We start from the raw sequence: 12407 nt of genomic DNA, 5'->3' as shown, positions 1-12407 counted from the left end.
ATGATTTTCTACAGCCTTGAGAACTTCGCAAATTTTCTGAAAACGATTTACTTGAGGCTGTCTCGCTTAATTCATCTTAACATCCTCATCTCCACTAATATTTCATTCTGATTTCATAATCTTGTGTCAATCTATCTTTAAGGAGAAACCTTACAATTCTTAAGCAGATACAAATTTGTATACTGTAATACTTATTGAAAATGATTGAGTGTTATGAGAGTGCTGTTAGTTGAGGATGAACCAGATTTAGGATGTGCAATCAAGCGTACTCTAAATCAGGAAAGATACATAGTTGACTTAGTTTTGAATGGTACTGAAGCGTGGAACTATTTAGATGGTCAGTGGACACAATATACACTAGCCATTTTTGATTGGTTACTTCCAGGAGTATCTGGTTTAGAACTATGCAAGCGGTTACGACTTCGGGGTAGCTGTTTACCAGTGTTGATGCTTACAGCTAAAGATCGCATGGAAGATAAGGTTGTAGGATTAGACGCTGGAGCAGATGATTATCTCGTCAAACCATTTGGTATGGCAGAATTGCTAGCACGATTGCGAGCATTGCAGCGGCGATCACCTCAACTTTCACCCCAAAAACTTCAAGTAGGTAGCCTTAGCTTAGATTACACTACGCGCACAGTTAGTATTCAGAATCAGTCAACTAATGCACAAGTGGTTCCTCTAACAACAAAGGAGTTTCAACTGCTAGAGTATTTCATGAAGCATTCCAACCAAATTGTTACCAGTGAGCAAATTCGTCATCAATTGTGGGAAGTAAGCGCCGAACCAACCAGCAATGTAGTAGCTGCTCAGATGCGTTTATTGCGACGTAAATTAGGTCAGTTTGGAAACGATGGTTTGATTGAAACTCTACACGGCATGGGATATCGACTAAATGCAACCCATGAACCAAAATAAGCTTTTTTATCTGACTCGTTGGAAGTTAGCAGGTTGCTACTCTGCTGCGATGGGTTTAGTCTTAAGTATATGTGCGCTGGGTTTATACCAAGCGCTTGTTCATGCCCATTGGCAAACTTTAGATCGAGAACTAGAGTCAGTTGCTGGAACATTACATGATAGTGTTGAAAGTGTATTAAAGCAGCCTGGACGTGTAGAACCAACTGCTCAGCAACTCTTACCAGAACGGAAGCCGCAACAACATATCCTTGGAGCTATTCACCAAGGCGATTACTTTGTAAGGTTATTAAATACGGCGGGACAGACGGTTACTACGGCGGGGTTTCAGCCAGAGGGATTACCTACTACATCAGGAGAGATTACTTGGCAAACAGTTCAAGATACTAAAGGAAATCGCTATCATCAAATTTCCTTACCACTGCACACGCAAGACAATCGCCCTTGGGGATATATGCAGATGGGACGAAGTCTCAACGATGTCGATAATTACCTTGCTAATGTGAAACTAGTTTTATTGCTGGGTTTACCAATTGCTATGGTTTTAGTAGGCGGTGCGAGTTGGTGGTTAGCAGGATTTGCAATGCAACCCATTTACGAATCATACAGCCAAATTCAACAGTTTACCGCAGATGTTGCTCACGAACTGCGAACGCCTTTAGCAGCAGTTGCTGCAACGGTAGAATCAGTATCGGGAATGCCTAACTTACCTGAATCAGAAGCACGGAATATCTTACGCACAATTGAGCGTCAGAATCGGCGGCTCACGACATTGGTTGCTGATTTACTACTACTTGCTCGTATAGAGCGACAACCCATACCAATACGACGCCAAGTTTGTTATCTGAATGATATTGTTAGCGATTTAGTCGAAGAACTTGCAGCCTTAGCGATCGCAGCTAAAGTAACAATCAGTTATGGGGCAAGGGTACATCGACCGATAAAAGTTATCGGTGATGAGGAACAGTTGTATCGCTTGGTTTCTAATATTATTGTTAATGCTATTCAATATACCCCTACAGATGGTCAAGTGAATGTTACGTTGAATTACAGCGATCACCATGGAATTATTCAAGTTCAAGACACAGGTATTGGCATTGCACCTTTAGAGCAAAAACGGATTTTCGACCGCTTCTATCGCGTCAGTAGCGATCGCGCTCGTCATACAGGTGGTTCAGGGTTAGGGTTGGCGATCGCGCAAGCAATCGTCCAAACACACGGAGGTAGCTTACAGGTGCAGAGTGAACTAGGTAGAGGTAGCACTTTTACGATTCGGTTGCCTTCAATAATCAATCAATCTTCAAACCTTAAGCTGGCTAAACAGTAATATTTTTACTAAAAAGCCATTATTTAATACTAACAATTATGGCTCAAATGTCTGCTGCTCTATTTGATGAACGCTTTGAACAAATTCTTTGTGGCTATGTTAATACTACAAGACAAGTTCAAATTTTGCGGATTGCCAACCCAATTAGTAGCTGGTTTGAACGAGTTATTTTTCCAGGACAACGTATCTTGTTCTTTGCACTACCAATTACTTATTTAGAAATCTACAGTAGCGAAATACCTAGTACAGTCTTAATGGACAAGATTCTATGCGATCGCTTGCGTATTAATTCATAAAAAACTGATCGAAAACTATCAATAAGTAGGATGAAAAGGAGTGAGAATTAATATTTTGAGCTATACTCGCTACTTTATAGCTGTAAGTATAAGTACAGTAACGGCTTTAGGAAACATTGAGCCAAGTAGGTCTCAAAACATTTTATCAATTACTCAGCAAAACATTGATAGTTCGAGTAAGAGTATTCAATCTCAGGCAAACGAATTTTCTAAGCAACTACAAGATGTAATAGTACCAGTGCGTACAAGCACTCCAGTTCAAAACAATTTAAACTCTACTCCCAGTAGCTCCCCTAGTCCAGGGTTATCAACAGAAGCTCCAAATTATCTCAATCCCAATCCCAACCCACTACAATTTCCCACACGACCGGAAGATGTACGCGTTCAGGGTACGCAGCCAATTACACTACAACAAGCGTTGGAACTGGCACAGCGAAACAATCGACAGCTACAAGTCGCTCGATTAACAGTTGAACGCAGTCGTGAGGTATTACGCGAAGCACGTTCCGCATTGTATCCTAGTGTTGGTGTAAATTCAGGAATTTCGCGCTCGCGCTCAGCCCAATCGGAGTTGCAGCAACGTATTCAAGAAAATCAAGGCATTCCCCAAACGGACGAAGGTTCAATCAGCACCGTGCTAAATGGAACAGCAGAACTGAGTTACAACCTTTATACTTCCGGCGAAAGAAGTTCGCGAATTCGTGCTGCCGAAGAACAAGTGCGTTTGAGTGAATTGCAATTAGAGCAAGCTACAGAAGAGTTGCGTTTGAATGTTGCAGATGATTACTACAATTTGCAAGCAGCTGATGAACTAGTCCGGATCAATCAATCTGCTGTCACCAATGCTCAAGCGAGTTTACGCGATGCCCAAGCGTTAGAGCAAGCAGGAGTAGGAACTCGGTTTGCTGTACTACAAGCGGAAGTACAGTTAGCAAACGCTACACAAGATTTAACTAATGCGTTGGGTCAACAACAAACAAGTCGTCGTCAGCTAGCATCGCGACTGAGTATCGCCCAATCGGTAAATGTTTCTGCGGCTGACCCCGTGCAACTATCAGGGTTGTGGAATTTGCCTCTAGAAGACAGTATTGTGCTAGCATTTCGCAATCGTGCCGAACTCGAACAACAACTCGCGCAGCGTAATATCAGCGAAGCACAGCGACGCTTGGCATTATCTCAATTAAGACCACGAGTAAGTTTGGTTACAAGTTATAATGTTCTAGATGTGTTTAATGATGGAGCTGGTCTAGCTGATGGTTACTCGCTGGGAGCCAACGTGTCGTTAAATTTATATGATGGGGGAGCCGCCCGCGCTAGAGCAAGACAAGAAGAAGCTAATATTGCGATCGCCGAGACGAATTTTGCCGACACGCGCAACCAAGTCCGTTTTGAAGTAGAAGAAGCTTACAACACTCTCCAATCAAATTTAGCCAACATTCAAACTGCATCGGTCGCATTAGAACAAGCACGCGAAGCTTTGCGATTGGCTCGCTTACGCTTCCAAGCCGGAGTCGGGACGCAAACCGAAGTCATCGATGCAGAAAACGACCTCACCAACGCCGAAGGCAATCGCGTCACGGCAATTTTAGACTACAATCGGGCGTTGGCAAGACTACAGCGCGCAGCTAGTTCAGATCCGCAATCTGGAGGACTTGAGTAAGTCAACCGCCCTACCCACAGGGGAATGGGGCTTGTAACTGACCGAGAGCATCGGTCGAATTAGGTTAACTGGACTCGGCGCAACAACATCGCGTTAATTGACACAATTACAGTAGAAAGGCTCATGAACACGGCTCCCAATGCCGGTGAGAGTAGAATACCTAGAGGGGCAGCAACTCCAGCCGCTAATGGAATTCCAACTACATTATACCCAGTAGCCCAAAACAAATTCTGAATCATCTTGTTGTAAGTTGCTTTAGCAAGTTGAAGTGTATACGTTACATCAAGCGGGTCATTTTCAACTAACACCAAGTCAGCTGATTCTATTGCTACATTTGTCCCTGCACCAATTGCAATTCCTAGATCTGCGTTAAATAAAGCGGCAGCATCATTAATTCCATCACCAACAAATGCCGTTGGGCTTTTTGCTTTTAACCGCTGGATGATTGCTGCTTTATCTTGAGGTAAAACACGCGCATAATATTGCTCGATGTTCAGTTCCGCTGCAACAGTTTTTGCCACAGCTTCGGCATCTCCGGTAATCATTACGACCTGAACATCCATGACTTGCAGCCGTTGAACAGCTTCGCGCGCGCGTTCGCGAATCTTGTCAGCTAGCCCAAATATCGCAAGAACCTGACTATTGTCTAGTAGTGCAATCGCGCTTTCTCCACGCGCTTCAATTTTCTCTAATCCTGCTTGCAACTCAGTAGGAAACATCAAGCCCAGTTCTTCTGCCCACTCTGAACGCCCGACTCGATAGCTTTTACCGTTAACAACACCCTCTATTCCTTTACCTGTCACTGATTGAAACTCACTTCCCTTTGGAAGCTGCATTTTCCGGTTATTAGCTTCTTGAACGACTGCCTGTGCTAGCGGATGTTCAGACAGCGATTCTAAAGCGGCTGCGATCGCAAGTGCTTCCAAGTCACTGATATCTTGAGCATAAATTCGCTGTACTCCAAACTGTCCTTCAGTCAAAGTGCCTGTTTTATCAAAAGCAATTGTTTTAATATTCCTCGCTCGCTCGAAGGCTTCTCGATTCCGTACTAAAATACCATTCTTAGCAGACATTGATGTTGCATTAACCATAACCAGAGGAATTGCCAGACCCAAAGCGTGAGGACAGGTGATGACTAATACTGTTACGCTGCGATTGATTGCAAAAGTTGGATCTGGATTTAGCATCAGCCAAATAACTAACGTCAAGGTACCAATTCCAATTGCAATCAAGGTTAACCAGTAAGCAATTTGGTCTGCAAGTGCTTGAAACCGCCCTCGCGAAGATTGCGCCTCCTCAACCAAACGCATCACCTGGCTAAGTGTTGTTTGCTCGCCTGTTCGCGTCACTACTACAGTCAATGCGCCTTCTCCATTTACGGCTCCTGCTACGACTTCATCACCAGCCTGTTTAGTAACAGGACGCGATTCGCCTGTGAGAAATGCTTCGTTAACACTTGACACGCCTTCTTTTACTTCACCATCAATCGGTATTTGTTCCCCAGGGCGGATCAAAATTTGCTCTCCTTGTGCCAATTCACCTACAGATACATCCTCAATCTGACCATTTACTAGTCGGTGTGCAACAGAAGGCACTAAATCTGCTAAATGTTCCAAAGCACGGCTTGCTCCCTGCACTGAAACCAATTCAATCCAATGACCAAGCAACATTACATCTACTAGGGTTGCGAGTTCCCAGTAAAAAGGCTCTCCACGTAGCCCTAAAGAGACTGCCAAACTGTAGACATAAGCAACTGTAATTGCTAAGGCTATTAGGGTCATCATCCCTATTTTGCTTTGAAATTCGCGTAAGGCTCCTTGAAGGAATACCCAGCCTCCATAGAAATAAATCGCTGTTCCCAAAATAGGACTGACTAAGTTCACGCCAGGAAACTGAATGGCAGTGTAGCCAAACCATTCTTGAAACAAAGGTGAAAAGTAGAGGATCGGCAAAGTCAGGAAAAGGCAAATAAAAAAGCGCCATTTAAACATCTCAGGGCTATGTCCAGCGTGCTTGTTGTGCGCTCTATCTTTACTATGCGATGATGATTCGGCTTGATTGTGCCCGTGTTGGTCGTGACGATCAAGTGTTGTTCGTTGCGGATGATCCTGATGTTTGTGATGCCCGTCCTCTTGCTGCATTGGTTCTGCTCCCCTATTCTGCAATAGAAAGTAATCTCATTTTGTTAAGGCAATTGGCTCTAGGGATAGTTTCGCAAAAGTTTATGAAATTAGGATGAAATGTTCAGAAAGAGTAGCTAAAACAACTTTTATACTTATGTATGAAGATCAAGGATTAAACGAGGATAAGTTAGCTTGATTACTGGCACATCTAGATATTGTATTTATACTTAATGATTATCAGAATATTAATTATTTGTAGTCTTCAACCTTGACTACTCTGATTGAAGTAGAACTAATTACTTGAAGTAATTCGCAAACTCAAGGCAATCACGCTTAGAAACAATAATCCCATTGCACCTGCTAAAGGATTACGATCAATGCCTGTTACCCAAGGTGGTACTTGCTGGGAATAGCGCACTAATTCTGCCACATTGATAATGTAGTAACCCCAGACTAAACCAGCGTGCAATCCAATTGCTGAACCCAAATGACCTTGGCTAACTTGTCTTGCCCAACCTAAAGTTAAGCCCAAAAGTAACAATCCTGGAAAACTGGGCAATGTTCGTAAAACTTCTCCCCAAGGCTTAATAAAATGCAACGTTGCATAAATACTGCTACTAATCCATAAAGCAACTTTGAAACCATAATCCCATTGCAACTCATCAACTAGCCAGCCCCGAAATAATAACTCCTCGGCAAATCCTACGCCTAATGCTACTCCTAACCCTTCAAGTATGATTTTGGGTAGGAATTGCGTTGAGGATTGCCAGGTTAACCAACTCAATAAACCCTCCAAGATAAATAAGCACAAAAGACTTGTGACTCCAATGCCTACTCCTTTTAACAACTCCAACGCATTGCGGCGGGTGCCGCTTACCCCGTGACTTGCAAGCGGATGAACTTGTCGATGAACTTTTTGCCCCCAAAGTTGCAGTAGAAAAATAAACTCGCCATACAACGCAAGCATTGTGACTATGCTTGTCAAGTTACTTGTACCCCAGACCCAATAGATCGGAACTGCGATAGGTAGCCACAATAGGAGTAGAATAACGACAAAAACTCCTAATCTTACCCCCACTGGATAGCGGGCAAGCGTAGAAAAAGTCTGGTAAAGTTTAGCCATCAAAGCATTTCTGGCTTGAGGATTTGGAGACTATCTCTCAGTAGTGAGAGGGCGTTCAAGAAAATGAGTGCAGCAACGAGTAAACTGGCAACGACATCTGCCCATAGCCACTTGAAGTAAAGCAATGCCAATGCGGCTAAAATTAAGCTTACTGAACTAGCTGCATCGGCGATCGCGTGTAAAAACACTCCACGCACATTTAGATTATGGTGACTTTCTTGATAAAGCAAGCTGGCATTTATCCCGCTGACCACAAATCCTAATGCTGCCATGACCAACATAGGTAAACCAGCGCTGAGTTCTGGTGGTTGTGTTTGTCTCATGATGCCCCAGAGGAGTAAAGCCGCAACTTCAATTAGGATTATGCTATTAAGGAGTGCTGCCCAAGCTTCGATTTGCTGAGGAGCGATCGCTATATTATTTTGAGATGAATACTGCGTTAGTCGAGCTGCACCCAAAGCGATGACAATTGACAGCACATCAACTAGCATATGTCCTGAAATAGCAATTAGAGACAAACTATGAACCAAAAGTCCAGTTGCTAACTCCACTAGAAAAAAGATACTCCGCAACCCCAGAACAATCCACAAAAGATGAATTGGTTGCATTCTTCGCCCATGTTGAGATGCCGCCGAATTGATTTGTTGATAGTAGTAATTTTTGGCTTGTGTCATAAGCTTCTATTGCACTTGGAATTGGCGCAAGATTGTTTCAACATTCTGCGCAGCTTCCTTCTTGCCTTGACTTTGATAAAGATTGCGTGCTTGAGTAAAGGCAGCGATCGCTTCTTGAAGACGTCCCCGTGCTTGCAAAGCAACTCCCAAATGATAGTATGAATTAGCATCTTCCGGTACTAACGCAATCACCTGGCGATGTGCTACTAGCGCCATCAAGTAATTCTGCTGTTCTAACAGAATATCTGCGATCGCCTTGCGTGCTTCCATCAAGTTGGGTTGAATGTCAACGGCTTGTTGATACGCTCGCAGCGCCTCGTCAAGATTACCTTTCAACTGGAGAATTTTGCCGATTTGTAACCGGATTTTACTGTTATTCTGATCGAGCTGTGCAGCCCGCTCGAACGCGGTGATTGCCTCTGTCATCCGTTGCTGATTCAACCAGGCAATTCCCAAATCTAACTGAATTGTACTGTCTTGTGGCGCGATCTGCGCTGCTTGCTGGAGGCTGGCAATTGCTTCTGAATACCGCTTTTGCTGAAGTAGAAGCGTTCCCATTAGATGATACGCGATCGTGTTTGTGGGTGCTAATTCTGTCACGCGCTGAAGCACCTGTAATGCTGCGTTGTCATCGTGTTGACGTAGCAGTACGATACCTAACCCTAAATAAGCGTTGACGTTATTTGCTGCAAGAGCAATACTGCGACGGTAGGCAGATGCGGCTGCGGGATTATCTCCCAATTTTGCTAGCGAATATGCTAGGGCGTAGTGAAAATTGGCGTTATCCCGATCCAATTTAATTGCCTGCTGTAACGCATTCGATGCTTCTCGAAAGTTACTTTGAACAGCTTGGATATAACCAATCGCAGAAAAGATTTGCGGATTTTTTGGATCTAATTCAACTGCGTGTTGATAAAGCGATAACGCTTTGGTGAGATTTCTTTCTTGAACAAGCTTTCGCCCTTGTTGCAAAAGCTCGTTGAGTTCCTGATTAACTTCAACTTTATTGCGCAATTGATTTGCTGTGTGTGCTTGAACAACTTGCGGGTTAGCTACAATCAAACTACTGGCGATCGCTAGCACAATGATTGATTGTATTTTATCGATAATTGTTCGTTTCATAAGAACTCATCTTGCTTGCATTTGTGGATGAGAGCGGATCTGCTAGCAATCAGTTTCATGAGCGCAGTGACTCTACATTTTTGAAGTTGCGCGATCCTTGGTAGCCCGATAATTTAGCTAATTCCTCTAAGGTTTGCACGCCAGTCACGGTCTGACCATTAATCGACCATGTGGGAAATCCTTGAACGTTAGCAGCTTGACACCGCTGTGGTTGCGGATTGATGCCACTAGGGTCGCACTCAATATAGGAAATATATTGAACGGCTTCTTGTCCAAATAGCTGCTTTTGGTCGTGGCAGTGAGGACACCAAAATGCACCGTACATGATTGCTTTGACTTTTGCTAAATGCTTTGCTAAAGCAATTTCTGCCTCTCCCGAAGTTGTCGTAATTGTGTAACCTCCTGGTAAAGGTTGTGTAGGATTAGATTCAGCGATCGCTGGGTTATTAATGTTTGCATAAACTCCCAAAGTACCTACAACTACAAGTATTGCGACTAAACCTCCAGCAAACAGTGGTAGTCCAATGTCCTGCCAATCACGTCCCAGCAAAGCTAAAACAAATAAGCTCAACGAAAGAATTGCTGAGGCAATGCAATAGATACACGGCGCTTGGATCTCAAACGTCAACAGATACATCAGATAGATACTGAACACCAGCATGGCAGTGCCGCCGAGAAATAGCATTAGCCCTGTCCAAGCCTCGATTTGAGCGCGGATCTGATTTCGTGACGAACTAACGAGTAGCGGCGCGATCGCTAAGACAATCATACTGGTGTAGGCAAGAAAACCAAATAAAGCTAGCGGTTGACCAAACACGGTCGCGTAGGGACTCGAAAGTACAATGTCACAGCCTTTTGTCGGACAAGCCGCTGCATCACCAGTGAGTTTTGTGTAAGTTAAATATGCTGTGACTACAGCCCCAAGCGTAGCGATACCTGCAATTAAGGGACGCGACCAGCGATGCATCCAGGGAATTGACTGTTTACGAGGCATAGTATTTTTTGTGTCGAAAGAAGAAAGCTTGATGAATTTAAGTGACTTAACGAATAACTCTAGTTGCGTTGAGAATTGCTAAAAGTGCGACACCGACATCCGCAAATACCGCTTCCCAAAGTGTTGCTACGCCAAACATTCCTAGTACGATAAATAAACCTTTAACTGCCATTGCTAAGATAATGTTCTGTAGTACGATTTTGCGGGTTTTTCTAGCCACCTGAATAGCTTGAGCAACCTTGGAGGGTGCATCAGTCATAATCACGACATCCGCTGTTTCAATGGCAGCATCGGAACCGAGTCCACCCATCGCTATGCCAATATCAGCTCTAGCAATGACAGGAGCATCATTAATACCGTCACCTACAAATGCTACTTTGCCTCTGCCCGAACGACTGAGTAGCTCTTCGATCTCTTCTACTTTGCCTTCCGGTAGCAATTCAGCCTTGTAAGAATCTAGTCCCAAACGCGTGGCTATGCCTTGAGCAACGGCTTTGTTGTCGCCTGTGAGCATAACTGTTTGCGCAACTCCAACCCGCTTGAGGTCTTGAATGGCTTGAACCGCATCCTCTTTGATTTCATCTGCAATTAAGATGTAGCCTGCATAGCGCCCATCAATCGCAAGATGAACGACAGTTCCTTCTACATTGCAAGTATCGCGATCAATATTTTCTCGATGCAGGAGACGGTCATTTCCTGCCAGCACCGTTTGATTGCTCACGTTAGCTCGGATGCCATGACCCGCAATTTCTTCGTAATTTGTCACATCTGCATCATCGATGGGTTGACCGTAAGCCTCTCGAATCGATTGTGCAACCGGATGATTGGAGTGAAATTCAGCTTTAGCTGCTAACGTTAGTAATTCTGCTTCGGAAAAGCCATTTTTAGTGACAATTTGAGTAACTTTGAACACGCCTTTGGTTAAGGTTCCGGTCTTATCAAAAACAACCGTTTTAACATCTGTGAGCGCATCTAAAAACGTCGAGCCTTTGACTAAAATACCTCGTTTAGCAGCTCCGCCAACACCACCAAAATAGCCTAATGGAATACTAATCACTAGCCCACAAGGACAGGAGATGACGAGCAGAATTAGGGCACGATAAACCCATTCTTCGTGAGTTGCACCAGGAATGAATAGAGGTGGCAAGAGGGCAACTGCCAGCGACAAAACAACTACAATTGGTGTGTAGTAGCGGGCAAAACGAGTGATAAATTTCTCCGTTGCTGCTTTCTTACTGGTCGCATTTTCGACCAAATCGAGAATCTTGGCGATCGACGATTCACCAAACAGTTTCGTGACTCGAACAGTCAGTACCCCCGTCCGGTTAATCATCCCTGCTAAAACTGTTTCTCCGGTTTTTACCGTACGGGGAACTGCTTCTCCTGTTAAAGCTGAGGTGTCAAGCTGCGAATTACCCTCTAGAACTTCACCATCCAGAGGAATTTTTTCTCCTGGCTTAATCAGAATTATATCTCCCACCCTGACTGTTTCTGGAGAAACAACTTTGACTGTACCATTAACTTTGAGATTGGCAGTGTCAGGGCGAACTTCTAACAGTGATTTGATAGAGCGGCGCGATCGCCCGACAGAGTATTCTTGAAATAGTTCTCCAACCCGAAAGAACAGCATGACGGCGACGGCTTCGGGGAGTTGGTGAATGGCGATCGCACCCAAAGTCGCAATGGTCATTAAAAAGTTTTCGTCAAACACTTGCCCGCGTACAATATTACGTCCAGCTGTCTTCAATACAGTCCAACCACTTACTAGGTAAGCAGGGATGAATACCGCATATTCTCCCAAACTATAAGGTGTGTTGTGCAAAGACTCCTCAAAAATCACTCCTCCAGCTAAAAGCGCCACAACTAAAAGCACAGGAACAATTTCTGCCTTGAGATTAAACTCACCCGTGCCATGACTATGCCCGCGATTGTGCTCATGGTCGTGTGTCTCAGAGTGAGGCTTCGGTGTGGGAGTGATAACGGTATAACCCAAAGCAGTGATGCGATCGCGAAGGGTTGTTTCATTCACCTGCTGCGGATTATAGGAGACCCGTAACTTGCCAGTAACAAAATTGACAGATGCTTCTGTAACACCTGACAATTTTTCGAGGGATGTCGAAATTTTATCGACACAGGAGGGACAATCCATGCCCCCCACGATGATATCCATCGT

Annotated in this window: 10 protein-coding genes; 4 read left to right on the top strand and 6 right to left on the bottom strand. The window is 44.1% G+C overall.

What is annotated here, in order from left to right; all coding sequences use genetic code 11:
* The first annotated feature begins 213 nt into the window (after positions 1-213).
* From rppA to CSQ79_RS20665, 4 genes are read left to right on the top strand one after another with little or no spacing between them, the layout of a single operon-like run.
* Positions 214-918 (top strand): two-component system response regulator RppA, encoded by a 705-nt coding sequence (gene rppA / locus CSQ79_RS20680; protein ID WP_099703025.1) that lies wholly within the window; start codon positions 214-216, stop codon positions 916-918.
* Entirely contained in the window at positions 905-2242 is a 1338-nt protein-coding gene (rppB, locus tag CSQ79_RS20675) for a two-component system sensor histidine kinase RppB (RefSeq protein ID WP_099703024.1), read from the top strand. The genes rppA and rppB overlap by 14 nt, the downstream gene beginning before the upstream one ends.
* A gap of 38 nt (positions 2243-2280) precedes the next feature.
* Positions 2281-2538 carry a DUF1830 domain-containing protein gene (locus CSQ79_RS20670; RefSeq protein ID WP_015328558.1) on the top strand — a complete coding sequence of 86 codons (258 nt, stop codon included), beginning with the start codon at positions 2281-2283 and terminating at the stop codon, positions 2536-2538.
* Between the two features lie 40 nt (positions 2539-2578).
* Positions 2579-4198 carry a TolC family protein gene (locus CSQ79_RS20665; RefSeq protein WP_099703023.1) on the top strand — a complete coding sequence of 540 codons (1620 nt, stop codon included), beginning with the start codon at positions 2579-2581 and terminating at the stop codon, positions 4196-4198.
* A gap of 59 nt (positions 4199-4257) precedes the next feature.
* Here CSQ79_RS20665 and CSQ79_RS20660 read toward each other — a convergent pair whose 3' ends face one another.
* From CSQ79_RS20660 to CSQ79_RS20635, 6 genes are all read right to left on the bottom strand, one after another.
* Positions 4258-6339 (bottom strand): heavy metal translocating P-type ATPase, encoded by a 2082-nt coding sequence (locus CSQ79_RS20660; RefSeq protein ID WP_099703022.1) that lies wholly within the window; start codon positions 6337-6339, stop codon positions 4258-4260.
* Positions 6340-6613: 274 nt separating this feature from the next.
* Positions 6614-7444 carry a CPBP family intramembrane glutamic endopeptidase gene (locus CSQ79_RS20655; protein ID WP_099703021.1) on the bottom strand — a complete coding sequence of 277 codons (831 nt, stop codon included), beginning with the start codon at positions 7442-7444 and terminating at the stop codon, positions 6614-6616.
* On the bottom strand, positions 7444-8118 hold the full coding sequence (locus CSQ79_RS20650) for a cation diffusion facilitator family transporter (RefSeq protein WP_099703020.1): 675 nt from the start codon (positions 8116-8118) through the stop codon (positions 7444-7446). Before CSQ79_RS20650 ends, CSQ79_RS20655 begins: the two co-directional genes overlap by 1 nt.
* 6 nt (positions 8119-8124) lie before the next feature.
* Positions 8125-9240, bottom strand: a complete 1116-nt coding sequence (locus CSQ79_RS20645; protein WP_099703019.1) for a tetratricopeptide repeat protein — start codon at positions 9238-9240, stop codon at positions 8125-8127.
* Positions 9241-9295: 55 nt separating this feature from the next.
* The gene (locus tag CSQ79_RS20640) at positions 9296-10234 is read right to left on the bottom strand and encodes a vitamin K epoxide reductase family protein (protein WP_099703018.1); all 939 of its coding nucleotides are present in this window, start codon (positions 10232-10234) and stop codon (positions 9296-9298) included.
* Positions 10235-10280: 46 nt separating this feature from the next.
* On the bottom strand, positions 10281-12404 hold the full coding sequence (locus tag CSQ79_RS20635; protein WP_502693948.1) for a heavy metal translocating P-type ATPase: 2124 nt from the start codon (positions 12402-12404) through the stop codon (positions 10281-10283).
* Positions 12405-12407 lie beyond the last annotated feature (3 nt).

This window comes from Gloeocapsopsis sp. IPPAS B-1203, assembly GCF_002749975.1.
Lineage (GTDB): Bacteria > Cyanobacteriota > Cyanobacteriia > Cyanobacteriales > Chroococcidiopsidaceae > Gloeocapsopsis.
The sequence above is the reverse complement of the archived record's forward strand: the minus strand, read 5'-3'. Positions and strand labels throughout refer to the sequence as shown.